The 24,988-nt window shown below is 56.7% G+C and carries 26 protein-coding genes and 1 tRNA gene; 19 read left to right on the forward strand and 8 right to left on the reverse strand.

Going from position 1 to position 24,988, the window contains the following annotated elements:
* A partial coding sequence (gene purU, locus KI792_12210; protein MBV6633781.1) for a formyltetrahydrofolate deformylase occupies nucleotides 1–787 on the reverse strand: 787 nt, incomplete at its 3' end.
* A gap of 304 nt (nucleotides 788–1,091) precedes the next feature.
* Here purU and KI792_12215 point away from each other — a divergent pair.
* On the forward strand, nucleotides 1,092–2,543 hold the full coding sequence (locus KI792_12215; protein MBV6633782.1) for a trypsin-like serine protease: 1,452 nt from the start codon (nucleotides 1,092–1,094) through the stop codon (nucleotides 2,541–2,543).
* A 15-nt stretch (nucleotides 2,544–2,558) separates the two neighbouring features.
* On the opposite strand, the gene KI792_12220 is transcribed toward KI792_12215, so the two are convergent.
* A complete protein-coding gene (locus KI792_12220) occupies nucleotides 2,559–3,011 on the reverse strand; it encodes a PaaI family thioesterase (GenBank protein ID MBV6633783.1) in 453 nt (150 codons plus the stop codon).
* A 256-nt stretch (nucleotides 3,012–3,267) separates the two neighbouring features.
* On the opposite strand from KI792_12220, the gene KI792_12225 reads away from it, so the two are divergent.
* The gene (locus KI792_12225; protein ID MBV6633784.1) at nucleotides 3,268–3,744 is read left to right on the forward strand and encodes a helix-turn-helix transcriptional regulator; all 477 of its coding nucleotides are present in this window, start codon (nucleotides 3,268–3,270) and stop codon (nucleotides 3,742–3,744) included.
* A gap of 29 nt (nucleotides 3,745–3,773) precedes the next feature.
* Here the strand turns inward: KI792_12225 and KI792_12230 are convergent, their stop codons facing one another.
* Entirely contained in the window at nucleotides 3,774–4,817 is a 1,044-nt protein-coding gene (locus tag KI792_12230; protein MBV6633785.1) for a gamma-glutamylcyclotransferase, read from the reverse strand.
* A 318-nt stretch (nucleotides 4,818–5,135) separates the two neighbouring features.
* On the opposite strand from KI792_12230, the gene rpmI reads away from it, so the two are divergent.
* The 8 genes from rpmI to KI792_12270 all read left to right on the forward strand — a co-directional run bounded on the left by rpmI (nucleotide 5,136) and on the right by KI792_12270 (nucleotide 12,630).
* A complete protein-coding gene (rpmI, locus tag KI792_12235) occupies nucleotides 5,136–5,348 on the forward strand; it encodes a 50S ribosomal protein L35 (GenBank protein ID MBV6633786.1) in 213 nt (70 codons plus the stop codon).
* 13 nt (nucleotides 5,349–5,361) lie between these two features.
* The gene (gene rplT / locus KI792_12240) at nucleotides 5,362–5,727 is read left to right on the forward strand and encodes a 50S ribosomal protein L20 (protein MBV6633787.1); all 366 of its coding nucleotides are present in this window, start codon (nucleotides 5,362–5,364) and stop codon (nucleotides 5,725–5,727) included.
* Nucleotides 5,728–5,879: 152 nt separating this feature from the next.
* A complete protein-coding gene (gene pheS, locus KI792_12245) occupies nucleotides 5,880–6,977 on the forward strand; it encodes a phenylalanine--tRNA ligase subunit alpha (protein ID MBV6633788.1) in 1,098 nt (365 codons plus the stop codon).
* Between the two features lie 25 nt (nucleotides 6,978–7,002).
* The gene (gene pheT, locus KI792_12250; GenBank protein MBV6633789.1) at nucleotides 7,003–9,396 is read left to right on the forward strand and encodes a phenylalanine--tRNA ligase subunit beta; all 2,394 of its coding nucleotides are present in this window, start codon (nucleotides 7,003–7,005) and stop codon (nucleotides 9,394–9,396) included.
* A gap of 119 nt (nucleotides 9,397–9,515) precedes the next feature.
* Complete coding sequence (locus KI792_12255) at nucleotides 9,516–10,814, forward strand: hypothetical protein (GenBank protein ID MBV6633790.1); 1,299 nt, start codon at nucleotides 9,516–9,518, stop codon at nucleotides 10,812–10,814.
* A complete protein-coding gene (locus KI792_12260; protein MBV6633791.1) occupies nucleotides 10,811–11,137 on the forward strand; it encodes a hypothetical protein in 327 nt (108 codons plus the stop codon). Before KI792_12255 ends, KI792_12260 begins: the two co-directional genes overlap by 4 nt.
* A gap of 52 nt (nucleotides 11,138–11,189) precedes the next feature.
* Nucleotides 11,190–11,552 (forward strand): hypothetical protein, encoded by a 363-nt coding sequence (locus tag KI792_12265; protein ID MBV6633792.1) that lies wholly within the window; start codon nucleotides 11,190–11,192, stop codon nucleotides 11,550–11,552.
* The gene (locus tag KI792_12270; GenBank protein MBV6633793.1) at nucleotides 11,542–12,630 is read left to right on the forward strand and encodes a hypothetical protein; all 1,089 of its coding nucleotides are present in this window, start codon (nucleotides 11,542–11,544) and stop codon (nucleotides 12,628–12,630) included. The genes KI792_12265 and KI792_12270 overlap by 11 nt, the downstream gene beginning before the upstream one ends.
* Here KI792_12270 and polA read toward each other — a convergent pair.
* On the reverse strand, nucleotides 12,596–15,397 hold the full coding sequence (polA, locus tag KI792_12275; GenBank protein ID MBV6633794.1) for a DNA polymerase I: 2,802 nt from the start codon (nucleotides 15,395–15,397) through the stop codon (nucleotides 12,596–12,598). The two genes, KI792_12270 and polA, sit on opposite strands and share 35 nt — an antisense overlap.
* Before the next feature lie 18 nt (nucleotides 15,398–15,415).
* Entirely contained in the window at nucleotides 15,416–15,592 is a 177-nt protein-coding gene (locus tag KI792_12280; GenBank protein MBV6633795.1) for a zinc-finger domain-containing protein, read from the reverse strand.
* Nucleotides 15,593–15,745: 153 nt separating this feature from the next.
* Here KI792_12280 and KI792_12285 point away from each other — a divergent pair, with 153 nt between their 5' ends.
* Nucleotides 15,746–16,702: an ABC transporter ATP-binding protein gene (locus KI792_12285; protein MBV6633796.1), complete on the forward strand. Its 957-nt coding sequence runs from the start codon at nucleotides 15,746–15,748 to the stop codon at nucleotides 16,700–16,702.
* 3 nt (nucleotides 16,703–16,705) lie between these two features.
* Nucleotides 16,706–17,704 carry an alpha/beta fold hydrolase gene (locus KI792_12290; GenBank protein MBV6633797.1) on the forward strand — a complete coding sequence of 333 codons (999 nt, stop codon included), beginning with the start codon at nucleotides 16,706–16,708 and terminating at the stop codon, nucleotides 17,702–17,704.
* Here KI792_12290 and KI792_12295 read toward each other — a convergent pair.
* Nucleotides 17,701–18,141: a helix-turn-helix domain-containing protein gene (locus KI792_12295; protein ID MBV6633798.1), complete on the reverse strand. Its 441-nt coding sequence runs from the start codon at nucleotides 18,139–18,141 to the stop codon at nucleotides 17,701–17,703. The two genes, KI792_12290 and KI792_12295, sit on opposite strands and share 4 nt — an antisense overlap.
* 90 nt (nucleotides 18,142–18,231) lie before the next feature.
* On the opposite strand from KI792_12295, the gene KI792_12300 reads away from it, so the two are divergent.
* Nucleotides 18,232–19,119 carry a class I SAM-dependent methyltransferase gene (locus KI792_12300; protein MBV6633799.1) on the forward strand — a complete coding sequence of 296 codons (888 nt, stop codon included), beginning with the start codon at nucleotides 18,232–18,234 and terminating at the stop codon, nucleotides 19,117–19,119.
* Here KI792_12300 and KI792_12305 read toward each other — a convergent pair.
* The gene (locus tag KI792_12305) at nucleotides 19,097–19,672 is read right to left on the reverse strand and encodes a TetR/AcrR family transcriptional regulator (GenBank protein ID MBV6633800.1); all 576 of its coding nucleotides are present in this window, start codon (nucleotides 19,670–19,672) and stop codon (nucleotides 19,097–19,099) included. The two genes, KI792_12300 and KI792_12305, sit on opposite strands and share 23 nt — an antisense overlap.
* 80 nt (nucleotides 19,673–19,752) lie before the next feature.
* On the opposite strand from KI792_12305, the gene KI792_12310 reads away from it, so the two are divergent.
* The 3 genes from KI792_12310 (at nucleotide 19,753) to KI792_12320 (ending at nucleotide 21,614) form a co-directional block, all read left to right on the forward strand.
* On the forward strand, nucleotides 19,753–20,619 hold the full coding sequence (locus KI792_12310; GenBank protein MBV6633801.1) for an alpha/beta fold hydrolase: 867 nt from the start codon (nucleotides 19,753–19,755) through the stop codon (nucleotides 20,617–20,619).
* Between the two features lie 99 nt (nucleotides 20,620–20,718).
* A tRNA-Arg gene (locus KI792_12315) sits at nucleotides 20,719–20,795 on the forward strand.
* A gap of 279 nt (nucleotides 20,796–21,074) precedes the next feature.
* Complete coding sequence (locus tag KI792_12320) at nucleotides 21,075–21,614, forward strand: hypothetical protein (GenBank protein ID MBV6633802.1); 540 nt, start codon at nucleotides 21,075–21,077, stop codon at nucleotides 21,612–21,614.
* On the opposite strand, the gene KI792_12325 is transcribed toward KI792_12320, so the two are convergent.
* The gene (locus KI792_12325) at nucleotides 21,592–22,371 is read right to left on the reverse strand and encodes a LuxR family transcriptional regulator (GenBank protein MBV6633803.1); all 780 of its coding nucleotides are present in this window, start codon (nucleotides 22,369–22,371) and stop codon (nucleotides 21,592–21,594) included. The two genes, KI792_12320 and KI792_12325, sit on opposite strands and share 23 nt — an antisense overlap.
* Nucleotides 22,372–22,515: 144 nt before the next feature.
* Between KI792_12325 and KI792_12330 the strand changes: the two genes are divergently transcribed.
* Genes KI792_12330 through KI792_12340 form a run of 3 tightly spaced genes read left to right on the forward strand, consistent with a single transcriptional unit; the run spans nucleotide 22,516 to nucleotide 24,853 of the window.
* A complete protein-coding gene (locus KI792_12330) occupies nucleotides 22,516–23,076 on the forward strand; it encodes a GNAT family N-acetyltransferase (protein ID MBV6633804.1) in 561 nt (186 codons plus the stop codon).
* On the forward strand, nucleotides 23,073–24,434 hold the full coding sequence (locus tag KI792_12335) for a cytochrome P450 (protein MBV6633805.1): 1,362 nt from the start codon (nucleotides 23,073–23,075) through the stop codon (nucleotides 24,432–24,434). Before KI792_12330 ends, KI792_12335 begins: the two co-directional genes overlap by 4 nt.
* 50 nt (nucleotides 24,435–24,484) lie before the next feature.
* Complete coding sequence (locus KI792_12340; protein MBV6633806.1) at nucleotides 24,485–24,853, forward strand: ribbon-helix-helix domain-containing protein; 369 nt, start codon at nucleotides 24,485–24,487, stop codon at nucleotides 24,851–24,853.
* Nucleotides 24,854–24,988 lie beyond the last annotated feature (135 nt).

Raw genomic sequence — 24,988 nt, forward strand, 5'->3', positions numbered from 1 at the left:
CCTCAACCTCCTGGCCACGTTGGACCAAGTCTTCGGGGCTGGAGGCGTGGTTGATGCGTTCCGCGTCCTGCTCGATGATTGGCCCCTCATCCAGATCCGCCGTCACATAATGGGCGGTGGCGCCGATCATTTTCACGCCGCGCTCATGGGCGCGGTGATATGGCTTCGCCCCCTTAAATGCTGGTAGGAATGAGTGGTGGATGTTGATGATCTGGCCGAAATACTTGCTGGCGAAATCATCACTCAAAATCTGCATATAGCGGGCGAGGACCAACAGTTCGGTGCTGGTGCGTTCCATCAACTCAGACAGCCGGGCCTCTTGCTCGGCCTTGTTGTCCTTATTCACCGGGGCCAGGTGGAATGGGATGCCCAGACGCTCAACATCCCCGCGCGTATCCGGGTGGTTGGAGACAACCGCCTGAATATCGAGGGGCAGCACACCGGTCCGCACGCGGTACAGAATGTCCTGCAGGCAGTGATCGAATTTTGAGACCATGATGATGGTCTTCAAAGGTTGGCGCCGCACATAGACATTGATGTCGGCGCTGAACTCTTCGGCGAAACCGGATAGCAGCTTGGCCATGTCGTCTGGTGTCATGCCCTCCGGCACGGCGCATTCAACCCGCAGGAAAAACTTCCCCACGCCATCATCGCGATGTGTACCGGGATCGGGCTGGAAGAACTGTGAGCTCTCCAGGATGTTGCAGTCATGGCCGGCCAAGGTGGTGCTGACGGCCATCACGATGCCTTTGCGGTCCGGGCAGGTGATATTGACGATAAGAGACATGGGCATGTGCTGGTTCGGGTTGCTGGCCGATGGGGACCCATTGGCCAAAAGCGCGGAATACAAGGCGATAACTAATAACTGACGGCGGGCCAAGAAGAATGAGGTCCCGATGCCTGAGATAAGTCGAGGGCAGGCCCCGTCCAGCATCAGTTGAACAGTGCTCTACCTGGGCTGTGACCGGGTTAACGGCTTGTACAGGCCGGATCGTCAGACTGGCTATTCTAGCTGATTTTCCTGTCTGCCCGTTTTCAGCGTATGCTTGTCGTGCGCTGGGGTTTGCCTAATTGGGGAAGGCAACAAGAGTATGAGTAGTTTTTCCGATGGTCAGGCGCGCGTCGCTGTGCCGACCAATGATCCGTTTGATCAATCCTATGTGGTACAGCCGGGCACTGGCTTTGACGCCGTGGTTGGTGTGTTCACCGATGCCAGCCGGGGCACCGGCGCCGTTCTAAGCAATAACCAATATGTGCTGACCGCTGCCCATGTGGTGTTCGGTGAGGCGGTAGGCCCGATGCAGATTGCGGTCGACCTAACCTCTGGTCGACAGTTTGTTGATGTGGTGGAGGTGTTCATCCACCCGGATTACGCACCAGATTCCACGGGCTACAGCTCTGCAAATGATATTGCCATCTTGCGCCTCGCCACACCTGCACCAGTTGCGGGTTATGAGATTTATCGCGGTAGTGATGAGGTCGGCTCTACCTTTACCCTGACGGGCTATGGCGTTGCCGGTACTGGTAGTAATGGCACCGTCACCAATGACCCGGGCGATGGGGTCACCAAGCGTACTGGCCAGAACCAGTATGAAGCCGTGGATGGTGAGACGGTCTTTGGCCTGGATGATTTCCTCGGCGACCCGACGCCCGATGGCTCCTTGCTATTCTATGATTTCGACAATGGCTTCTCCAGCGGCGATGCGCTGGGTCAGGAGTTTGGGCTGTTTGGCATCGGCCTTGGATCGGCGGAGGTGAACTCAACCCCTGGCGATAGTGGTGGCCCCAGCTTTATCAATGGCCAGATTGCCGGTGTTGTGTCCGGTGGTACCGACTCCTTCGTTGATGTATCGCCCAGTATCGATTCCTCCTTCGGGGAGATTTCCTTTGATACCCGTGTGTCATTCTATCAAAGCTGGATCGATGGGATTGTCGGCACCTCGACCCCGGTAGACCCGACACCCGATCCAACACCCGTGAACCCGGGTGATGATCTGTTATTTGCTGATCTGTATGGCGGGGTGATTATCGCTGGCGACGGTAATGACACCGTCTTTGGTGATATCGGCAATGATATTGTCTATGGCAATCAGGCGAATGACGTCATCTATGGTGGCGGCGGTGCCGATATTCTCTATGGCGGCAAGGACGTTGATGTTCTCTTTGGTGGTGACGCCGGTGACGTCCTTTACGGGAATAAGGAAGCCGACCAAGTTTATGGCAATCAGGGGGACGATACCTTCTTCGGTGGCCAACTCTCCGACACCATGTTTGGTGGCCAGGGTAATGACGTCCTGAACGGGAATAAGGGCGATGACTTCCTGATCGGTAATCTCGGTGCCGACCTCTTCGTCTTTGGCCGCAATGGCAGCTTTGACGTCATTATCGATTATAACGCGTCTGAAGGTGATGCGATTACCGGTTCGGCCTTCACCTCGGCAACGCCAATCACCGCCACCGCTGACGGCCTGATCTTAAGCAATGGGGCGGAGGGTGTATTACTGCTCGGCCTGCAAGTAGGCGATACGGTGGTTGTTCTTTAGACCGGGCGTCTGTGCCTAGCCCTTAGATGCTGCCGCGCCAGGGGCAGGCATGATCATGCAGGTGGTGTTGGCATGGGCATAAAGCTTGTCATCATCACCAAACAGCTTTGCCTCAGATGTCGCCATGCGGCGGCCCCGATGGATTATATTGCCAATGGCCCGAACGCGGGTCAGTTTTGATGTGATACCCCGCACATAATTCACCTTCAGCTCAAGCGTTGTATAGACCTCATCGGCGCCAAGGGTTGTGTGGATACAGCAAGCTACTGCCGTGTCCAGAAGCGTGGCGGCGATCCCGCCATGGACGGTGCCAATCGGGTTGTACTGGTACTCCCGCACTAGCATTGAGACTTCAACCTTACCAGCCTCAATCATATCGAACTGTATCTCCAATAGATCGAAGACTGGCGGCTTCGGGCTATCCGGATCCAACGCGCGCTTAAGGAAAGTCAGGCCATCCTCAGCCATGGCATGGGCGGCGAGGGGGGCGGGGTCGTGCCAGGTCAGCAGCCGCTCACGTTGTTGATCACTCATCTGTTCTGTTTCCCCTGGGTTGCCGACACATGGTTGGTGGTCACCGATGCGCGCGGGCCACGTTCCCGGGCATAGGTGCAATCAATCTTCGGTCCGATCTGGTGATCGGAGCGGCACCATGACAGGATGGGTATTGTCATGCAACTAAGTGACAGTGTTTTCAGCAACCGACATCAACAAAGATAACGCCATGCAACGGACCAGCTTTGCCGAACTTGATTGCCCGATCGCCCAATGCCTCGAGGCCGTGGGGGATTGGTGGTCGATGATGATCATCCGTGATGCCATGCTGGGAGTGCAGCGGTTTGAGGATTTTCAGGATCGCCTCGGCATTGCCCGCAACATCCTCTCACAACGCCTTAAGAAGCTGGTATCGGAGGGGGTGCTTCGCCGCCGGGAGTATCAGCAGCGGCCACGCCGGGTTGAGTATGTGCTGACCGGCAAGGGTCGCGACCTGTTTCCCCTAATCGTTGCGATGATTGAGTGGGGGCGGAAATGGGGTAAGGATGATCTGGGCAAGACCCAACAGCTGGCCTTCCCAGACACCGGCAATCTGGTGCGCGCCATGTTCGTTGATAAGGATGATCAGCGGCCGATTGATCTATCTAGCGTGGTCTTGATGGATACGACCGAAGGCAAGCCAGTGCGCCCGGCAACCCGGCGCTAGCTCACGATCTAACTGGTAAAGGGATCTGACTATGGGCCGCCAACGGCACGGCGTGGTGGTTCATCACCTGGCGCTGCTTTGCCCAGATCGGCCTTCTTAGCGCGCTGTTCCGCGAGCCAGGCCAAAACACCTTCGGTGCTAACCACATGCTGATCGGCGCCGTAATCCCCTTCATTAGCGGCGGCACCTGGATCAATCTTTGGTGCTGCACCTGGGCGCATCTTGCTTGCGGCCTCAACCACAACATCAACACCGATGCGATCTTTAAACGCCTTCTCAACGGCTGTGTCTTGCTCCATCTCCGCCAGTAGACCGGCTAGCTGGACCTGCTTGGGGTCGCCGCTATTGATCATCTCTTCCCGCTTTTGAACGGCAAGTTCGGTCAGGCTGCTGAGATAGGCATCGCCGTTCTGCGCGTCCTCAAGGTTGATTGAGGTCATCGCCAGATATTCAAGATCGGTTTTACCGATCCGGCCTTCTGGGCGGGTACGCTTGGCGTAGTCGTTGTTTGGAATACCGTAAGAGCTGGCGATCTGTGCCGCCTTTTCATCTTTAGACAGGCTCTGCCCGACATAGAGGGCGCTCTCAGGGTTGGCCATATAGGCCATGGCCGGCACGCTCTTACCGCGGCCGATATTGGTCTCAACGATTTGGGGGCGATAGATGTCTTCCATGCCCTTCGGCGTTTCTTGCCGATGCACCTCATCCAACATCTTATCGGCGCTGCTCTCTGGCGCGAAATAGACGGCACCCGGAACGACGGTGCCTTCGGACACGTCTAGGCCAAGGGTCAGGCCGGGCTTTTCCTCAGTGCCGCGATAGAAGATGTCTTGAACGGCAAAATCACGACGGAACCCGGTAATCGCTGTTTCGTAGCGATTGGTCTGGCCTGGTGGTGGATTTGCGCAGAGGGAGCCGTAGGCGAAAATAAAAATACCACGCTCACCGGTCACAGGGTGCGTGGTCATTAGGTCGTTCAGGTCAGGCTTTTCGCCGCCAGCCCAGCTGCGTCCGATCGCCGGGCCATCTGTCCCGTTATCGCCGCCGCCACCTGGTGCCAAATCCTTCGCCATGAACTGCCTCAAACCTCGTTAATCTCATGATCTAGGGTAGGTTGCTTTTAAGAAAGCGCGAATTTGCATTGCTAATATGCGTGCATCGCATAGATCAAACGAGGTTTCTGATGGGTCTTAGCGCGCTGAAATCACTGAAAAACAGCCAACACTTGATCCTTACCGGCACCTAGCCTATAAGCCTGCGGTCCCATGCAGCTTAGCTGTATCAGGGATATCAACCGGATCACGGGCGAGAGGCGGCAGCATAATCCATGCTGTAGCGCCTGGGCATGCCTCGTAATCCTTGAATTTCAACCGTTTAGCACGGAGATCGAAATGCCCAAAATGAAGACGCGAAGCAGCACGAAAGGCCGCTTCAAGATCACGGGTAGTGGTAAGGTTAAGGCGCGCGCCGCCTTCCGTCGCCACATGATGGAAAACAAATCCAAGAAGATGAAGCGCCAATCACGGTCGCCTTTCATCCTCGAAGACGGCGATGCGCGCCCTGTGAAGCGCCACATGATGCCGTACGGCAAAAAGTTTCAATAAGGAGCGCTGAGACATGGCACGTGTAAAACGCGGCGTGACGACTCACGCTCGTCACCGCAAGATCATTAAGGCTGCTAAAGGCACCCGTGGTCGTCAGAACAACACCTTCCGCGCAGCTAACCAGCGCGTGGAGAAGAACGGGCAATACGCCTATCGCGACCGGCGCCAGAAGAAGCGTCAGTTCCGCGCCCTGTGGATCCAACGGATCAACGCTGGCGCCCGCGCGAATGGCCTAACCTATTCCCGCCTCATGGACGGCTTGAACAAGGCTGGTATCGAGCTGGACCGTAAGGTTCTCTCTGATATCGCTATCCGCGACGCCGCGGCGTTTACCGCCCTGGTCGAGCAGGCGAAGGCTGCCCTCGGCCAGGCCGCATAAGCCTAAGATCGCCGAGCATTCGGTTGCGGTGCGGGTTTAGATGCCCGCCTGCCCGAAACAAACATGGGAGCAATCCCGATTTTAAGGGTCTCGGCCACCGCCGAGGCCCTTATTCTTTGCCTTAAATCACACCCAACAGATGCGTTGACGCCATGCTTGATGAAGCCCAGGCCCTAAAGTCCGACCTCCTTACCAAGATCGATGAAGCCGCCGATCTTGCCTCGCTTGAAGATGTGCGGATTACCGCCCTCGGTAAAAAGGGCAAGCTAACCGAACTGATGAAGGGTTTGGGCAAGCTCGACCCCGAGACGCGCAAGGAAACCGGCCAAGCGCTGAATCAGATTAAGAATGCCATCGCCGAGGCGCTGGAAACCCGGCAGGAGAGCCTGAAGGGTGCTGAGCTTGAAGCACGGCTTAAGTCTGAGACGCTCGACATGACCTTGCCGATCCGTCCGGAGAGCCAGGGCCATATCCACCCGATCAGCCAGACCATCGAAGAATGCGTCGCGATCTTCGCTGAGATGGGCTTCGTCGTTGGTGAGGGGCCAGAGATTGAGAATGATTGGCTGAACTTTGGCGCGCTCAATATCCCGCCAGAGCACCCGGCCCGTCAGATGCACGACACCTTCTACATGCCACCTGAGGAGGGGGCTGCCCCGGGTGAGGAAGGCATGGAGCGTGTCCTGCGCACCCATACCTCGCCGGTGCAGATCCGGTCCATGAACTCAATGAAGCCGCCGATCCGCGTGGTGGCCCCGGGCCGGACCTATCGCTCTGATTACGACATGACCCACACGCCCATGTTCCACCAGATCGAAGGTCTGGTGATCGATAAGGCAACCCATATGGGGCACCTCAAGGGCTGCCTGGAAGAGTTCTGCCGAACCTTCTTTGAGATCGATGATCTGCCCTTGCGCTTCCGCCCAAGCTACTTCCCGTTCACCGAACCGTCTGCCGAGGTGGATATCGGCTGTAAGCGTGGCGGCGGGAAGCTTGAGCTGGGTCCCTATGGAGACTGGCTAGAGATCCTTGGCTGCGGGATGGTCAATCCCAAGGTGCTTGAGAATTGCGACCTCGACCCTAACGAGTATCAGGGTTTTGCCTTCGGTATGGGGATCGAGCGGATTGCCATGCTGAAATACGGCATCCCCGATCTTCGCACCTTCTTTGAGAGCGATCTCCGCTGGCTGAAGCATTACGGCTTTGTCCCGCTCGCACGCCCTAATGTCGCCTTCGGTTTGTCCGGTTAAGTTGCCGGTTTAAGGACTAGATCAAATGAAATTCCCCGTTTCCTGGCTGAAACAGCATCTCGATACCGATGCGACCCTGGATGAATTATCGGTCGCCCTGACCTCCCTCGGGCTGGAAGTCGATGGCATCGACAACCCAGCTGAGAAGCTGGAGCCATTCCGCATCGCCTATGTGGAAGAGGCCACCCAGCACCCGGACGCTGACAAGCTGAAGGTTTGTAAGGTGAACACCGGCGATGAGGTGGTGCAGGTTGTCTGTGGCGCGCCTAATGCGCGGACCGGGATGAAGGGTGTGTTCGCCCCATCCGGCACCCATGTACCCGGTACTGGCCTCGACTTGAAGCCAACCAAGATCCGGGGTGTTGAGAGCAATGGCATGCTCTGCTCTGAGCGCGAGCTTGAGCTGTCCGACGATCATGAGGGCATTATCGACCTGCCAGAGGATGCGCCGGTTGGTGCCGCCTATGCCCCTTATGCAGGTCTAGACGACGCGGTGATTGAGATTGGCCTGACGCCGAACCGTGGTGATTGCGCCGGCATCTACGGCATCGCCCGCGACCTGGCCGCCAAGGGCATCGGCAAGCTAAAGCCCCTGGATCAGGAACCAGTCAGAGGCGCGTTCCTAAACCCGATCAGCATCACCATCCGCGATGATGCGAAGCACGGTTGCCCAGCCTTCGCTGGTCGTTTGATCAAGGGTGTGAAAAACGGCCCGTCCCCGGATTGGGTTCAGGCTTGGTTGAAGTCGGTTGGCCTTCGCCCGATTTCGGCACTGGTCGACATCACCAACTTCTTCACCATGGCGCTGGCCCGCCCGCTCCACGTCTATGACGCGAGTAAGCTCAATGGCGGCATCATTGTCGGCATGACCGATGGTAGCGAGAAGTTCGATGCCCTGAATGATAAGAGCTACGAAGTGCCGGCCGACCTGGTCAGCATCAATGATGAGGCTGGTTTCCTCGGCCTTGGTGGCATTGTTGGCGGCGTCTCCTCCGGTGTGGATGAGAACACCACCGATGTGCTGCTCGAATGCGCACTGTTTGACCCGATTAAAATTGCCGAGGCCGGTCGCGCCTTACAGATCGACAGTGATGCCCGCTACCGGTTTGAGCGTGGTGTTGATCCAGCAACCTTGGCGCTGGGCACTGAGCTTGCCACTAAGATGATCATGGAAATCTGTGGTGGTGAGCCGAGTGAGGTCACCATCGCTGGCGCGATCCCGGCCGATGACCGGGTGGTTAGCTATCGCCCCAGCCGCACCGAGACCCTCGGCGGCTTGGCGGTTGATGAGGCCGAACAGAAATCCATCCTCGCCGTTCTCGGCTTCACCGTCGATGACAGTGGTGCCCAATGGTCGATCAAGCCGCCAAGCTGGCGCCCAGACATCCATGGCGAGGCTGATATTGTTGAGGAAGTGCTGCGGGTTCACAGCTTCGACAGCATCCCGCCGGTTCCGATGGATCGGGATAAGGTCGTGGCCCCCATCGCCGTCGGCTTAGAGCGTCAACGCGCCGGTAAGGTTCGCCGCACCCTCGCCACCCGTGGCATGGATGAGGCTGTTACCTGGTCCTTCATGGCGCCCGCCCATGCCGATCTGTTCGGTGGTGTTGGTGATGACCTTAAAATCGTCAACCCGATCTCAACCGACCTCGCGGTCATGCGCCCCTCTGCCCTGCCGAACCTGATTGAGGCAGCCGGCCGTAATGCCGATCGCGGCATGGGTGATGTCTCAATCTTTGAGGTTGGTCCCGCCTTTGAAACAGCGGATGAGAAGGGGCAGCGCCTGGTCGCCGCCGGCGTTCGCCTTGGCCATGGCCGTCCGCGCCATTGGGCCGATGCGCCGCGTCCGGTTGATGCCTTTGATGCCAAGGCTGATGCCCTGGCCGCCCTGATTGCTGGTGGCCTGCCGACCGACAACCCGCAAATGACTGCGGATGCCAGTGCCTGGTACCACCCCGGCCGCTCCGGCGTGTTCCGCCTGGGCAAGAATGTGCTGGCTGAGTTTGGTGAGGTGCACCCAAAGGTAGCTGAGGCGTTCGATATCGATGGCCCGCTGGTCGCCTTTGAGGTTTATATCGATGCGATCCCGCAGCCGAAGAAGTCATCTGGCCCGGCGCGCCCGCTCTTACAGCGGTCAGCGTTCCAACCAGTGGCCCGCGACTTCGCCTTTGTGGTCGCCGAGGATGTCAGTGCCGATGCCGTTCTGCGCGCCGCACAATCTGCGGATAAGAAGCTGATCACGGGCGCTGAGCTGTTCGACGTCTATACCGGCAAGGGTGTGCCAGACGGTCATAAATCCCTCGCTATCTCCGTCACCCTGCAACCGGTTGAGGCAACCCTGACCGATGCAGAGATTGAGGCGGTGGCCAAGGCCGTCGTTGATCGGGTGACCGAGAAGACGGGTGCGGCCCTACGCTAGGCCCATCGAAACGATACTCGCCAAGGTTGCAGGCTTTCGCTGGGACCCGATGGGGTTTTGACGCTAAACTGTTGCCGTAACGGTTGCTGGACCCATTAGACACGCCTACGCCATTTGTGATGACGAAGGATAAGCCCGACAATTTGCCGGATGAGACGGATAGTCTGTTCGACAGCTTGCGTCGTATGGGCAGCCGACCCGCGCCCGGCAAAGCCACGTCCACGCCGCCTGAGAAGCCAGCCCGGCCGAAACGACCATCCAAACCAGTTAAGGATGAGGATGTGATCGACCCGCCAGCGGGGCTGGATCGGCCTGTCTTTAACCAGGTTCGAAGCAGCGAAACTGTTAAGAAAAAGCGGCGCCCCGAAGCGTTCGATGAAGACCAGGCGGGCAAGACGTTAAGCCGTCGAAAGGTCGACCGCGACGGCACGGAGCGGCGCCATGCCAGCCAGGTGATCCCACCGGATGAGAGTGCCCACACCAGACGCTCTCGCCTGATCCGTGAGTTGGAAGCAGGGCGCGAGGCTGAGTTTGATGACGATGCCGAGGCAAACCCACTCGCCGACCTGATCCGTGCCACGCCAAAGTTGCCCGATGCCGCAAAGAAGGGTGAGGACGCGCCGAAGGAGAAAGCGGCGCCTAAAAAGGCGAAGGATCATGACAGCCTGATGGACCTGGCCCAGGCCCGCACGCCGATTGAAGAGTATAAGCGCCGCCGCAAGCTGCTGACCTATGATTTGGAGCTGACCCCAGAGGGGTTGGACAGCCGTTATGTGAAATATGACCGCAAGAACCTGGCCAAGGTTTTTGCCGAGATGCTGGCCGCCCGGCAGTTTGACACCTTCTCAACCGATCGGGTGTGGCGTGCCTCTCGGATGGAGAGCCGCATCACCTTCCTGAACGCGGTGATGGCCATTCATTCAAAGATCTATGGCTATCAACCGGCGAAGCTTGATGACCGGTTCTATGAGGACATCACCAACTACCCAAGCTCAGCTAGCAACCCAACTGGGATCACCAGCTATGACCGTGAGCGTGGGATGATCCAGCTCTACCCCACCTTCTGGAATAATGGGGTCAATTTCCCTGACATGATCAGCGAGGTGATTGAGCAGAACACCCGCAACCATGTGCGCCAGATGGTGCAGCTCTATACCGTTGGGCAGCTGAAGCATGATGACCCACGCTTTGGCCAGGCGGCCCTGTTCAATGTGCAGATTGAAACCTATGACGAGTTGGTCAATGCCCGCACCACCGAAGAGGTGAAGGCCGGCAAAAGGGTGACCACTGCCATGTTCATGCCGGATCACGAGAAGGGCTTTGATGACTATGCCAAGGCCTGCGCCGCTAGGATTAAAGAGCGGCTGTTTGAAGTGATTGATGATCCCAGTGACAGCGATGACCGGGGCGGTCGATGAGCCAGCTAATCCCATTCCCGAAACTGCTATCGATCACCATCACGACCGAGGATGGGGAGGCGCGGGCCCTTGGTACCCTAACGCTGGGTCGTGGCCACAAGCTGACCATTCACAAGGCTGAAGGCGGTGCGGATGTGGTCCTTCAGCGCATCTGCGATAAGTATAATGACGTGGATCGCATTTCCCGCGATGCCCCAGCGCCAGACGGCAATCCAATGGAGAGCTGGTCCGAAATTGTTGGCCGCCAGGACGATGCCTTCCCAGAAGCATTGATCGATAAGATGCAGCGTGATTTTGGGCTGATTGTTGAGCCGGTGCGCTAGGCCTTTCGGGGCCTGCTTGACGGCAATGTGCTCATCCCGCCATTCTTAACCCATGCAGGATTACGCACAGCTAATCCCACCAGCGCTTGAATTGCCGGTCATTTGGGATGTGGATCGGGTTGAGATTGCCGAGGGCGAACGTCGCTATCGGCGCCTTGGCCGTGTCCGGCTGAACCAAGATCATTCGCTTGAGATTGTCCCGACCGACCGCGATACCGACCCGGTTCTGGCGCAGAATGTCGCCCGGCTCAATCAGCTGGAGGATCTGACCGTACCAGCAGGCCGCGATCCAGAGACGGGCCACAAGATCGCGATCGGTGTCAGTCGTGGCACCGATGGTTTTGATGGCCTTGTAAAGGAGGAGCTAGCCAGCCTCCAATGGTTACTAACGGAAGTTGCCGCCGATGGCAGCTGAGACCCCGACGATCGAGGATCTAACTCAGCGCTACCAAGCACGCGCTGCGGCCGGGCGTGTGGGTGAGTTGCCAGATCAGCAGACAACAGCAGATATTCTTAGGGATCGAACAAACAGTACCGACCGGCGTCATGCGCTTGCTGTTGCCATCATTAATGGCCTAACGATGGAAGAGTTGGCCGATCTGCCCGTAACGCTCCAGCAGCCCATCGTGGAGGAGACCAAGGATGATGGGTATGAGCCAGGTGGTCCGCGGGATACAATCCTGCGCGCTGTGGCCCATGACCCAAAAGCCCTCCTGGCTGACACGGCGGCGCTTACGCATTTCGTTGGCAATGTTGGCCGCGACCCGGAGCTGCAAGCGGCAAGAGAGAAGTGGCATGATCTTGAACCAGAGGCGCGCTGGACCGCGCTGCAAAAGGTGGCCAAGTATCATGCCCAAGCCTTTGACTACCCACTGCCCCGGCTACAGGCCTATCGGAAGCCAAGACAGCCATTTGATAGCCAGCGCTTCATCTATGAGTTTGGCGAGTTTCAAGGGCCGGTCATGGGTGGTGGAGCTGATGGCATCTTGCGCTTCAACATTGATCCGGATCACACCAGCAGCTTCGAGCAATCATTTGAGCATATGACTCATGAGCTGACTCATGGTTACGATGTCAGCCAACAGCAGCGTTTTCGGCGGGGCGAATTGCCGCCTAAGACACCACGCGCCCGGCAGATTGCCCGGATGCAGACTGATTTTGCTGACGGCATTCCCCATCGAGCGCAGCGCCGAATGGCCGGGCGTATCCCCTATGAGTACCAGGCAACCGAACAGCGTGCTGTGCTGTCTGCCAAGGCAGCTGTTGCCAGCCTGAAAGATCCGAATGTGCGGGTGGGTATGATCCTCGCCTCAGCGCTGAGGCGTCATGACGATATGGCCGCGCCAGCGGAGCCGGTGATCAAGAAGCTGCCTGAGGGCGTAGAGATACCGCGTGGGCATCTGGCCGTGACGGTTGAGAAAACCAATCTGGAAAAATGGCGGGACAAACGGGCGCCTGCTAGTGCGCCTCAGCCCAGCTTTGGGCCTGGTTAGCATCGACCACCAGCGGCACGTCCAGATGGGCCGCGCCGGACATTACCTTCTTAATCAACTCGATGGCCTTCTCGCCCTCGGCCTCCGGCGCTTCAAAGATCAGTTCGTCATGAACCTGCAGCAGCATCGTGGTCTCAAGCCCAGCCTCAGCTAGGGCCGGTGGTAGGGCAATCATCGCACGCTTAATGATATCGGCGGCGGTACCCTGAAGCGGCGCGTTAATCGCCTGCCGCTCGGCAAAGCCACGCATGGCCGGGTTCTTGTCCTGGATGCCATTGATGTAGCAGCGGCGGCCGAACAGTGTCTCCACATAGCCGTGCTCGCGGGCAAAGGCTTTCTGGTCTTCCATGAACTCGGTCAATTCTGAGAACCGGCCCAGATAGGCGTCGATATACTCCTTCGCCTCACCGTTGCTCACTTGGATTTGCTTGGCTAGGCCGAAGGCGCTGATGCCGTAGATAATGCCGAAATTGATTGCCTTTGCCCGGCGGCGGAGTTCGCCCGTCATCTCATCAAGTGGGACGTCAAAGACTTGGGATGCGGTCGCTGCGTGAATGTCGATGCCATCCTTGAAGGCCTGTTTCAAGGCTTCAACTCCGGCCAGATGGGCGGCGAGCCGCAGCTCAATCTGTGAGTAGTCGGCAGCGATCAGCACCTTGCCTTTAGGCGCCACAAAGGCGGTGCGGATCTTCCGTCCTTCCTCTGTCCGGATCGGAATATTCTGCAGGTTCGGATCGGAGGAGGAGAGGCGGCCGGTATTGGTCGCCGCCATGGAGAAGGAGGTGTGAACCCGGCCCCCCGTGGGAGAGGGCACGATGTCGTTCTGCAGCGCGTCTGTATAGGTGCTCTTCAGCTTAGACAGCGATCGCCATTCTAAGAGTTTGGCCACCACCTCATGTTCATCGGCAAGCGGCTCAATCACGTCCGCTGCGGTAGACCAGGCGCCGGTCTTACTTTTCTTGCCGCCGGGCAGGCCCAACTGGTCGAACAGCACTTCACCCAATTGCTTGGGTGAGCCAAGATTGAATTCGGTGCCCGCCAGCTTATGAACCTCGGCCTCAAGGACCTGTAGGCGTTTTCCGAAATCGGCACTCATATCCATCAGGGTTTTGGCATCAACGGCGATGCCGGCCAATTCCATGGCGCCAATGACTGGCACAAGGTGGCGTTCGATACGCTCATAAACCGTGGCCATGCGGTCCTGAACCAGTCTGGGTTTTAAGATGCTATGTAATCTTAGCGTTGCCTCGGCATCCTCGGCGGCATATTTCGTCGCGGTGGGGATGTCGACGTGATCAAAGGTGATCTGTTTCTTGCCCTTACCGACCACGCTCTCATACTTCACCATCTCATGGCCAAGATAGTGGAGGGTGAGGGCGTCAAGGCCATGGCTTTGGCGGCTACCATCCAGGACATAAGACAACAGCATGGTGTCGTCTATGGGATTGACCGAAATGCCCTGACGCTTCAGCAGCTGCCAGTCATATTTGAAGTTGTGGCCAATCTTCAGGACCGAAGGGTCCTCCAGCACGGGCTTCAGCGCGCCGATCACCTGATCCATCGGCAGTTGCTTAATGTCATCGCCGTCTTGGGCATCCAACAGATCACCACCTTGCTGGTGATTGATCGGGACATAGGCAGCACCCGTTGGCTTCGCGGCCAGGCAGATGCCAACCAGCTTGGCCGTCACGGTGTGTAGGCTGGTGGTCTCGGTATCAATCGCGAGAATGCCGGTGTCATAGGAATCCGCAATGATCGCATTCAGCGTGTCCAGATCAGTGATGGTTGGGAAATCGATATCACCAATTGGTGGGTTATCATCCCCCTCACTTTTGGTCACCGCCTCGGCGGCAACATCACTGACCGGGATGTCGCTGACACTACCGACGGTTAGTTGATCCACCACGCGCTGGGTCAGGGTCTTAAAGTTCTGATCGCGCAGGAAGCCGCCCAGGGTTTCTGCCGTGGGTTGCTCTGCGATCAAGCTCTCTAATGGTTCTGGCACCGGGCTGTTCTGGTCCAGCTCAACCAAGCGGCGAGAGATGCGCGCCTGCTCAGCGAACTCGATGAGGTTCTCACGGCGCTTGTTCTGTTTGATCTCACCCGCCCGCTCTAGCAGCGTATCGAGATCACCATATTCGTTGATCAGCTGGGCGGCGGTTTTAACGCCGATGCCAGGTACGCCGGGCACGTTATCGACGCTGTCGCCGGCGAGTGATTGGACATCGACCACACGTTCTGGCCCGACGCCAAACTTCTCCATCACCTCATCAAAGCTGGAGCGCTTGTTCTTCATCGTGTCGAACAGGCTGATCTTATCATCGACCAGCTGCATCAGGTCCTTATCGGAGGAGACGATGACCACCTCCTGATCCTTCGCCCGTGCTTGCTTGGCATAGGTTGCGATCAGGTCATCCGCCTCATACCCATCCAGTTCGATGCAGGGCAGAGCGAACGCCCGGGTTGCGTCGCGGATCAGACCAAATTGCGGGCGCAGATCCTCGGGCGGGTCATCCCGGTTGGCTTTGTATTCAGAGTAGATCTCGTTGCGGAAGGTGACCGAGCTGGCATCGAAGATGACGCCAATATTGTGGGCATCGAAATCGGTCAGCAGCTTCAGCAGCATATTGCAGAAGCCGTAAACAGCATTCACCTGGGTGCCGTCCGCGCGATTCATTGGCGGCAGGGCGTGATAGGCGCGGAAAATAAAGCCCGACCCATCAACCAGATAGAGGGGCTTGGCGGGGTCGTATTGGCGATCTGACATGTTGGCTAGGTCTTGGGCTTAGTGGTCCGCTTTCGCGTCTTCTTTAAGGATGAAGCGGCGACCGCAATAGGGGCAGTCCTTCCAGCCAACCTTCGCGATCGTCATGTATTCGATCGGATGGCCGAGGGCACCACCGCCACCATCACAGGAAACATGAACGGTATCGACATAGATGGTTTCGACTGGCTCGGACATGGGCGGTGGTTCCGGATGGTGTCAGCGGGCGGCTGCCTGCTGGAAGAGTGATGGGAATTGTTTCCCGCGATCTATATATGTGCGAGCTATATATAGGCTACGGCCAAGGCGATAAAGTCTGGCCTTGCTGAGTGTTTTGTTTGGATGCCCTAAATGTCAGCCACCACATCCCTGCCAGATTACGCCGTTGAGGTTAATGGCCTGGTTAAGACCTACCCGGCCCAGGGTAAGGCACCGGCCAAGGATGCGCTGAAGGGTATTGATCTGAAGGTTGAGCGGGGCTCGATGTTCGCCCTGCTGGGCCCAAACGGTGCGGGCAAATCCACCCTGATTAACATCCTGGCCGGTCTGGTCCGCAAAAGCAGCGGCAGCGCTAAGGTCTGGGGTTATGAGACGTTGAACCAATCCCGCATGGCCCGCGCTGCCATTGGCGTGGTCCCGCAGGAATTGAACCTGGATGCCTTCTTCACCCCGATGGAGATGCTGGACCTACAGGCTGGCCTCTACGGCATCCCGCGTTCTGAGCGTCGCTCTGAGGCGTTGCTTGAAACCGTTGGGCTGGGGGATAAGGCCAATACCTATGCCCGCAACCTGTCCGGTGGCATGCGTCGCCGCCTGATGGTGGCCAAGGCCATGGTCCACGCCCCACCCGTTCTGGTGCTGGATGAGCCAACCGCCGGTGTTGATATCGAGCTTCGTCAGATGCTGTGGGACAATGTCCGCGCGTTGAATGAGCAGGGGGTCACGGTGCTGCTAACCACCCACTATCTGGAAGAGGCGGAGGAGCTTTGCGACACCATCGCCATCATCAACCATGGTGAGGTTGTTGCCTGCGAGCCGAAGCGTAAGCTGCTTAGCCGGATTGACCAGAAAGAGGTGGTGATCACCCTCGACCGCGATATCGATGAGGTGCCGGAAAGCTGCCGCAGCTTTGAGGGTGCCACGATTGAGGGGCGCGAGATGGTGATCCGCTATCGCCGGTCAGAGGCGAGCATTGGCTCGGTTCTTGAGGCCGTCTCCCAATGCGGTATCGGCATTGTCGACCTCACCACCCGTGAGCCGCATCTGGAAGAGGTCTTCCTATCCCTTACCCGGCGGCAGGCTGCCTGATCGATGATGCGTCGCTGGTTGCTTGTCTGTTTGGTTGTCCTTAGTGCCTGTGCGCCGGATTTCCGGCCTGCCGGTCCGGCGATCCAGGCCCCTGTCCTGACCTTGAGTGAGGCACAGGACCAAAGCGACCCAGCTTTTATCACCGCCGCCGACGGTACCCAGCTGCCGCTAAAGAAATGGCCAGCGACGGGGGAGACCCGCGCGGTGGTGTTGGCCCTCCATGGGTTCACCGATTATCGGCAGGCCTTTGCCCTGCCAGCCGCTGCCTGGTCCACCGTGGGTGTGACCACCTATGCCTATGATCAGCGTGGTTTTGGGGCGGCTGGTGAACGGCTACGTTGGGCGGGGACCGAGACATACGTTAATGATGCGCGCCAAGCGCTTGCCCTGGTCCGGCGCCAGCATCCGGGCGTGCCGCTTTACCTGCTGGGTGAGAGTATGGGCGGCGCGGTCGCGATCCTGGCGGTGACCGAGACCAAGACTGCGGGCGATGTCGCCGATGGCCTTATCCTGATTGCCCCGGCGGTGATGAACCGACCAGCCCTGGGTGAGTTTGAGCGCACGGTTTTGGACGTCACCGCTAATCTGCTGCCCTGGGCGATGAGTGGCCGCCGCGGTGTTGGCTCATTGCCCACCGATAACATCCCCCTGTTGCGGGTGATGTCACGCGATCCCTTGATGCAGCGTGAGGTCCGGTTCGACCAGATTTACGGCCTGCTTTTGATGCTAGAGACGGCGACCCAGCGGATTGACCAGATCGATATGCCATCGCTCGTCCTGTTCGGCGGTAAGGACGAGATTCTGCCCGCCGGTGTCGCTGATTACTTCCGCGATACGGTGCCAGAGACGCTGGATGATGAGCTAATCCGGATTGAGACGATCCCCGATGCCTATCACATGCTGCTTCGTGATATCGAAGCCAGCGACCGGCATGAGCGGGTCGCCGCCTGGATGCTTGATGAAGATCGCCTCGCACAGCACGCAGAACTGAAAGCTGATTAAGGCTTAACCACCAGCCGTTCATCGGCCAGCGGTGGAAACAGGCCACGGCCTGCCGCTTTTACAAAGCGTTGGAAGTTTGGACATTCCAGATGGCTTGGCGCCGGGCAGTCTGCGGTATGGCGCAGGGCTTCACTAATCGCAGTGAGCTTCTTGATCGTACGGTCAAGCTCATCAGCCTTGGCCGTCAGCCGGCCGCGGTCCACGCTGGTGCCGGTTTGATTGGTGAACATGTCGGCGATTTCATCGAGGGAGAAGCCCGCCGCACGGCCCAGGGCGATCAACCCCAACCGCTCCAACACATCGGGTTCAAACAAACGCTTCAGGCCCCGCCGACCGGATGATTGGATCAGCCCCCGCTCCTCATAATAGCGTAGGGTGGAGGCTGGCTGTCCGGTGCGTTTGGCGACCTCACTGATGTCTAGCATTCTGGCGAGCATTTGCGTCTTGACCTCAAGTTAACTTGAGGTGGCAGGCTAGGGCCAATCCCGGTCGCGATGCAAGCGACCCATCCATTGGAGAGAGTTGAGATGAGCACCGACGCCCTTGTACGAACCCCGGAGGCCGCCGCCCAACATCGCAAGCGGCAACGCGCCTATTGGAATGGCGACGCGGCCACCACCTGGGTTGAGCAGGAAGAGATCCTGGACACCATGTTGTCCCCGTTCAATCACCTGCTGTTGGAAGAGGCGGCACGGGTGAAGCCCCGGCGCATTCTGGATGTGGGCTGCGGGTTTGGCACAACGACCTTGGCGCTGGCCAAGCAGTTGGGGGAGGCGGGTCAGGTCACGGGCATCGATCTATCCCAAACATTGATCAACCATGCAAAGCAGCGGATCGAGGGGGCAGCCGTCAAACCTCAATTCATCTGCGACGATGCGGGCGCCCATGATTTTGGGGAGCCAAGTTTCGACCTCTTGGTCTCTCGCTTCGGCGTCATGTTCTTCGCGGATCCCGTGACCGCCTTCGCCAATCTTATGCGGGCCGCGAAGCCTGGCGCCTCTCTCGCCTTTGTCGTCTGGCGACCGCCGGAGGAGAATGAGTTCTTAAGCTTAGGACCAACAATGGCGGCTGAACGCCTAGCGCAGCTGAGTATAGAGATGCCCGGCGCTGATATCAGTGACCCCGGCCCATTCTCCCTCTCCAAGGTTGATCGAACTGAACAGCTGTTTGAGACAGCCGGATGGGAGGATGTCCGGTGTGAGCCCCATGATCTGCCGGGCAAGCTGTCTGCTGATATGCTTGAGCGGTACTTGGCCAAGTTTGCGTCGATGCGCCAGGATTTGAGTGATGTTGACCCGGCCGAGCTGGCCTCGATCAATGCCGATATCTTGGCCGCGTATCAGAAGTTTGTGGATGGTGATGACGTGCCCTTTACGGCCAGCGTCTGGCTGGTCAGGGCGCGGAAGCCGGGTTGATACCCATCACCATCTCTACTGCCTCATCGAAGGGGCGGCGGGACTGCTGAACCCGGGCCATGATCCACGCCCCCTCAAGCGCGATCAGCATCCGTCGGCCAAACGCCTCGGCATCGCCCTGATAGTTGAGGCGCTTGGCGTGGGCTGCGCCGCAGGCAGCCCAGCTGTCAAAAGCAGCTGCCGTTGCCGCCTGTAGGCGGTCGGAGCCAGGGGTAGTGTCGAGGGCGATTGAGGTAATTGGGCACCCAGCCTGCCAGTTCGATTTCTCAAACAATGCGGCCAGGATATCAGCCAGGTTCTGGGCACCTTCCCGAACTGTTGCGACATCGGTAAACGACTCCTCAATCGCGCCGAGCACAATCTTGGCTGACCGTTTGATGGCTTGCTCGGCCAGCTGCTCCTTCCCATCCGGGAAGTGGTGATAGAACGATCCCTTGGGCGCGCCCGCCGCCTCAATAATCTCGGTCAGGCCAACACCGTGATAGCCGCGCTGTCGGAACAGGCCAGCGGCGGTGGTGATAAAGCGGTCTTTGGCGTCGGATTGGCGAGGCATATCAGCAGTTTGTAGTATTCTATGGTGATCGGTCTAGTTTGGCATTATTATGGCAATCACCATAGAACAAAGGATGCGCCATGTCTGCCCGTACAGACTATCCGGCCAAAGCCATTACAATCGAGAGCCAGGGATATCAACTTACCGGGCAGATAGCAGTGCCGCCGGAGGGTGAGGCCGAGCTAGCAGTCGTGATCCACCCGGCAACCGGGGTGCCGGCCCGCTTCTACCGGCACTTCGCCGCTTGGGTCGCGCGTGAGCACCAGGCCGCCGTCCTAACCTATGACTACCGACAGTTTGGCGCCTCGCTTGGATCCATGCCCATGCGGGAGGCCGATGCCACCATGACCGATTGGGGCGTGGCCGATCAATCGGCGGCCTTGGGCGCAATCTGTGCCGCTTATCCCGACCTCCCCGTCTGGGTCATTGGTCATTCCCTCGGGGGCATGTTCCTGGCCTGGCATGATGATGCCCATCGGGTGACCCGGCAGATTTCGATCGCCTCGGGCCCGGCCCATCTCTCAACCCACCCGGTCAGCTTTAAGCCCATGGCGTTCTATTTTTGGATGCTTGGCGGCCCCGCCTTCACCAAGATGATGGGCTATATGCCGGGGCGTCTAGCGGGCTTGGGGCCTGATCTACCAGCCGGGGTTTATTGGCAATGGCGCCGTTGGTGCACTTCCCGCCAGTTTTACGAGGTCGATTGGGGTGGCCCAATTCCGCAGCCAGACTTATCGCGGGCGAAGGCCGATCTCACCATTATCGGCATCACTGACGATCCGATGATCCCGGTTCGCCAGACTGAGAAGCTGGCCCGGTTCTACCCGTCCGTGGCCAGCGTTACCCGGCGTCAGGTCAGCCCGGTCGATGCGGGGGTTAAGCGGATTGGCCATTTGAATGTGTTCAGCCGCACTTGCCAGCAGGCCTGGCCAAAACTGGTTGCGTAGTGCTGGTCAATCCCAGGACGCCAGAACGCTTGGCATTTGCGGGCCCGCTGGTTATGGTGCGCGCCGCGCCGGACGGCATGGCCGTAGCCCGCGCGAGATGCGCCCGTAGCTCAGCTGGATAGAGCGTTGGCCTCCGGAGCCAAAGGTCAGAGGTTCGAATCCTCTCGGGCGCGCCATTTTTCACCAACTTCAGACTCGCTCAACATCTTTTTCAGATGTGATCGATATGGGCTGGTTTGAGCAAACCCAGTGGCGAAACCGGCATCTAAGCTGATTTCGGTGATCTTTCGATCTTTTCATCATCGCGGGCAATCTCCGAAGTCAATTTGACCTTCATTCCTCCGACTGCAACGACACCAGCAAGAGCTTAACCTACTAAATTGTGTAGTTATTAATCTGAGCATGCCTCCACTATATTATCCAAACATCTCATGTAGCGTTAAGGAATGCCGAGAATGGCCAGCATTATCGATGGAATATACGGAATTTATGAGGAGTATTCAGATCTAAAAGAAGAAATATTTGCAGAGGAAATTGGTAACATTGAAGGTTTTCTCGAAGAGATTGCTGATCTGGTCAGCCTTGTAGATTTGGTGCTGATGTGTATAGAGCCTGATAGTAAAGAGGATGTTAGCTATAAAACGGCTCTCGTTATTGCTTGTCCTGGCAGATACAGCGATGAAGCAATCTGGAATTTAGAGATAAGCCTTCAGACCAGTCTCGAACTCGTGCCCCACACCTACAGTGATCGTCTATTTAAGCTGTTTGAAGATCGGGCCAAGCCACACGGATACAAACCTTTGGAGCCGAGCACAGTGGCGGCCTCGATGTTTGCTCGTTCATTCATGATAGGCAAAGGCGTTAATCGTAATTCGCCTATCTATTCGAACAGAGCGTGGAACCGCATGTTGTCGATGATTGAGGTTACGTACTACAGAGCAATCTTTCCTTTAATGCTGCAGCACATCAGCCCTAAGGGGCAATCAACCCATTAGAGAGTGCCACAGCGACAGCATGGGTTTTGTTGTAAACTCCCAGTTTATTCTGGGCAGACTTCAAGAAGAACGCGACCGTTGGGGGTTTCACATTCATTATATCAGCGGTCTCAGAGGCCGTTTTACCCCGAGATGCCCAGCAGAGGGCCTCTCGCTCTCTATCAGTTAACATAGCACCTGTTTGCTCACTTCTGACTAAATCTTCGACGGGATGTTCTGGCCGCAAATCAACCATTCGTTGATGAAAATATAGTGCCGATAGCCAGAGCTCTGGCGGGAAACGCTGGTTCAGCTGGGTAAAGTTCATATCCTTTTCAAAGTATAGGCTGATGAAGGCTGAAGAGCGTGCACCTGAGGGCTCCATACGGTGAACTGGAACAATTATGCCGTTCCTAAAACCATGATCATTTGCAAGGTCCAGGATCTGTCCCGCTGAGTTACGACGGCCGGGCGACCTTGTTTTCGCGACATCAAACTCCGGACAATCGAACCAGTTGAATGGCGATTGAGAGTTCCAAGATCGTCGGATAACTGGATCAACATCGAGAAACCCGGCCTCTACATAGGAAGAGATAAAGTCATCTCTCACCGTAGTCTCAAAGTAAGGCTCACTTTCAGACCTGCTGATGACGCTAGATGTATCAACATAGGACATGCTGGCTACATCGAAGTTCCCAGAAATTTTAGACATTTCTGACAAAACGCCGGAGACCGACGTAGCCGTTTCAAGGCCGCCTAGAACCTCATCTATAATCATACCGCCCCCTCATACCCCGATAAAACCTATCTTTTTATGGAGTGTTTGAGAAGCTTGGGATTTGCGAATCTCTCAGCTTGAGCCAGCTACGGGAGCATCAACGTGCATACAATCGAGTTTGAATCTACGACCCGCCCAGACCTTATGGCGCTAGCCTGGCGGTTAAGGTATCGGGTCTTTAATCGCGAGCTAGGTTGGGCAATTAAAGACCAAGACCTTTTGGAGATTGATGGCTTCGATAACGATGCGTCTCACTTCGCCGTAGTAGAGGGATCACAGCTAGTCGGTTATTGGCGAGCGATCAGAACAGACAGGCCATACTTATTAGACACCGAGTTTCCAGAGCTATTTGGCGACAGACCACCGATTAAATCTTCGGATGTTTGGGAGATTAGCCGTCTGGTGATTGAGCCAGACCATCCGGATCGACGTCAGATTGGTAGAGCCCTGGCTAGTGGATTTGTGAAACATGGTCGGGATCATTCAGCTAAGTCTGTGATTGGAATTACTGACCCAAGGTTTCATCTGTTCTTAAAGCGTTGCGGGTTTGAAATGCAGACTCTCACCCGGCCGCATCATGTTGGTGAGAGCTCTCGTGGCACTGTAGAAGCGCTGATCTCCGAATGTCCGATCAACAATAAGAATATTAAGGCTGCTGATCTTGTCAGTGGTGATTTTGCTCAAGCAGAGGAAGCTTTGCAATGAGCAGTATGAATGAAGTAATGGCTGCGCAACTAGCAGCTACCGGCGACGCTGTTTCAGATGTTGATCCACAACAATTTGTTGAGTCTCCGATATCAGCGATCGAAGACCTTACCATCGGTGTAGAGGGGCCTGTTCAGACAGATATTCTGGGCGGAACAACCACACTGGTCGCGCGACCTGATCATTTCAAAGAGGTTTTGGTCACAAATGCTGACGCCTTTGAGAAGGGCGCTGAACAATCAGTCATGCGGAGCCTCTTGGGTGATGGGCTGGTAACTTCCAATGGGAAGCGCTGGCAGGTTGCTAGGACGGCTTTACGAAGCTTTTTTTCGGCAAAGAACCTTAACCAGGGCATGTCCATTGCGTTTGGTGAGCTAAACAAGTCGGCCGCCGACATAACCTTGCACCCGGGCAGGCGTGTAAACGCTCACAGGTTTGCCGGGGAGTTGGCGCTAAGAATGACAGCTGCTGTGCTCTTTCAAAAGCAGCTCGACGAAGAGCAAGCTGCAAGTATCTACCGTGCATGCTCAACGGCCCATCACTGGTTGACCATGAAGCTTTGGCAACCTGAGGTTGCAGAGAAAGACGAGAAAGGTGCTGCAAACTATGCCGAGGCGGTCGCGTCTGTGCGGGCCATCGTGTCCTCCATGAGAGATGAAGAGAGCGGTATATTCGAAGCCCTAGAGCCAGTTCATGCTCAGTTCGGTAGTGAAGGAGTCTTCGATGAGCTGCTGACATTGTTGGTTGCAGGCTTTGAAACAACTGCGACTGTCTCTGCCTACGCTATCTACGCGCTTGCGAACCGCCCCGATCTTTGGCCATGGCTGAGAGAGGAGGCTGACATACTGCTTGATCGAGCAAGCGATGATGACGCGTCCTACATTCGAGACGCTCCACGAACTAGAGCATTCGTTAACGAAGCGTTGCGCTTGTATCCGTCAGCCTGGTGGTTCGCACGAAGGGCTAAACAGGATACGCAGATCGCAGGGGTCAAAGTCTCATCCGGAGATTCTGTACTTTTATGCCCATGGTCGCTTCACCGGCAACCAGATCTTTGGAGCAAAGCACTAAGTTTCGAGCCCGCAAGATGGGGCGTAAGTGCCGTAGACAAGTTTGCTTACCTTCCTTTCGGAGTGGGCGCGAGAAGCTGCATAGGCCAGCACTTAGCGTTAACTGAGATGACTGCGATGGTCAGCGCCTTAGCAGGAGCTTTCGATCTGACTCCTCTTTCAGGGTCTCTAGAGAACCATAGACCAGTCGGCGGGATAACTCTTGGGCCGTCCGATAGGCCCATGGAGGTAGCCTTCTCAATCAGATCACCGTCCCCTCTTCTCTCGCCAAGAGGTATCAATTTATGAGTCGCTCAGGATCAAAAACTAATAATAGGAACCTAGATATTGTAGAAAACATGTCTGAAGAGAAGCCTCTAATAAGCAAATCTAGGCTTGAGCAAAGAATACTAAGATGCTGTAGCAATGTATTTGATACAAATATCTCAGATGAGATGAAGTATGCTCTTGGTAGAATATACAATCAGCAGCTTGTTGGTAGAAATATAAAAATACATGGGCGTCGAACTAGTATGAGGCTGACTCCGGCATCATGGACATCTCTCCGAGAAATTGCAGATATAGAGAACACTACTATAGATGAAATTGTGAGTGTAGTATCCGACATTACACTCAATGAAACATCTGTTACTAGCGCAGTTCGAGTGTTCATTGAGGGATACTATCGAGAGAAAGCGCGTCTCAGTGAGTGGGACAAAATATTATAATTCGTCATATCTAACATGGGATTGACAGAAACACTTTTAATGATTGAGCTCCACTTGTTGGCAAGCGATCACTTTTAACTGAAGCTTAATAGGCATAAATACTCCTGACGGCGGATTAGGAGGTTGGGAGTTCAA

It is taken from the genome of Alphaproteobacteria bacterium SS10, from assembly GCA_019192455.1.
Classification (GTDB): domain Bacteria; phylum Pseudomonadota; class Alphaproteobacteria; order TMED2; family TMED2; genus TMED2.

Excerpts from the sequence above, each read along its gene's own strand:
- KI792_12215 (MBV6633782.1), top strand. The coding sequence starts at position 1,092 with ATGAGTAGTTTTTCCGATGGTCAGGCGCGCGTCGCTGTGCCGACCAAT.
- KI792_12220 (MBV6633783.1), bottom strand. The coding sequence starts at position 3,011 with ATGGCTGAGGATGGCCTGACTTTCCTTAAGCGCGCGTTGGATCCGGAT.
- KI792_12225 (MBV6633784.1), top strand. The coding sequence starts at position 3,268 with ATGCAACGGACCAGCTTTGCCGAACTTGATTGCCCGATCGCCCAATGC.
- KI792_12230 (MBV6633785.1), bottom strand. The coding sequence starts at position 4,817 with ATGGCGAAGGATTTGGCACCAGGTGGCGGCGGCGATAACGGGACAGAT.
- rpmI (MBV6633786.1), top strand. The coding sequence starts at position 5,136 with ATGCCCAAAATGAAGACGCGAAGCAGCACGAAAGGCCGCTTCAAGATC.
- rplT (MBV6633787.1), top strand. The coding sequence starts at position 5,362 with ATGGCACGTGTAAAACGCGGCGTGACGACTCACGCTCGTCACCGCAAG.
- pheS (MBV6633788.1), top strand. The coding sequence starts at position 5,880 with ATGCTTGATGAAGCCCAGGCCCTAAAGTCCGACCTCCTTACCAAGATC.
- pheT (MBV6633789.1), top strand. The coding sequence starts at position 7,003 with ATGAAATTCCCCGTTTCCTGGCTGAAACAGCATCTCGATACCGATGCG.
- KI792_12255 (MBV6633790.1), top strand. The coding sequence starts at position 9,516 with ATGACGAAGGATAAGCCCGACAATTTGCCGGATGAGACGGATAGTCTG.
- KI792_12260 (MBV6633791.1), top strand. The coding sequence starts at position 10,811 with ATGAGCCAGCTAATCCCATTCCCGAAACTGCTATCGATCACCATCACG.
- KI792_12265 (MBV6633792.1), top strand. The coding sequence starts at position 11,190 with ATGCAGGATTACGCACAGCTAATCCCACCAGCGCTTGAATTGCCGGTC.
- KI792_12270 (MBV6633793.1), top strand. The coding sequence starts at position 11,542 with ATGGCAGCTGAGACCCCGACGATCGAGGATCTAACTCAGCGCTACCAA.
- polA (MBV6633794.1), bottom strand. The coding sequence starts at position 15,397 with ATGTCAGATCGCCAATACGACCCCGCCAAGCCCCTCTATCTGGTTGAT.
- KI792_12280 (MBV6633795.1), bottom strand. The coding sequence starts at position 15,592 with ATGTCCGAGCCAGTCGAAACCATCTATGTCGATACCGTTCATGTTTCC.
- KI792_12285 (MBV6633796.1), top strand. The coding sequence starts at position 15,746 with ATGTCAGCCACCACATCCCTGCCAGATTACGCCGTTGAGGTTAATGGC.
- KI792_12290 (MBV6633797.1), top strand. The coding sequence starts at position 16,706 with ATGATGCGTCGCTGGTTGCTTGTCTGTTTGGTTGTCCTTAGTGCCTGT.
- KI792_12295 (MBV6633798.1), bottom strand. The coding sequence starts at position 18,141 with ATGCTCGCCAGAATGCTAGACATCAGTGAGGTCGCCAAACGCACCGGA.
- KI792_12300 (MBV6633799.1), top strand. The coding sequence starts at position 18,232 with ATGAGCACCGACGCCCTTGTACGAACCCCGGAGGCCGCCGCCCAACAT.
- KI792_12305 (MBV6633800.1), bottom strand. The coding sequence starts at position 19,672 with ATGCCTCGCCAATCCGACGCCAAAGACCGCTTTATCACCACCGCCGCT.
- KI792_12310 (MBV6633801.1), top strand. The coding sequence starts at position 19,753 with ATGTCTGCCCGTACAGACTATCCGGCCAAAGCCATTACAATCGAGAGC.
- KI792_12320 (MBV6633802.1), top strand. The coding sequence starts at position 21,075 with ATGGCCAGCATTATCGATGGAATATACGGAATTTATGAGGAGTATTCA.
- KI792_12325 (MBV6633803.1), bottom strand. The coding sequence starts at position 22,371 with ATGATTATAGATGAGGTTCTAGGCGGCCTTGAAACGGCTACGTCGGTC.
- KI792_12330 (MBV6633804.1), top strand. The coding sequence starts at position 22,516 with ATGGCGCTAGCCTGGCGGTTAAGGTATCGGGTCTTTAATCGCGAGCTA.
- KI792_12335 (MBV6633805.1), top strand. The coding sequence starts at position 23,073 with ATGAGCAGTATGAATGAAGTAATGGCTGCGCAACTAGCAGCTACCGGC.
- KI792_12340 (MBV6633806.1), top strand. The coding sequence starts at position 24,485 with ATGTCTGAAGAGAAGCCTCTAATAAGCAAATCTAGGCTTGAGCAAAGA.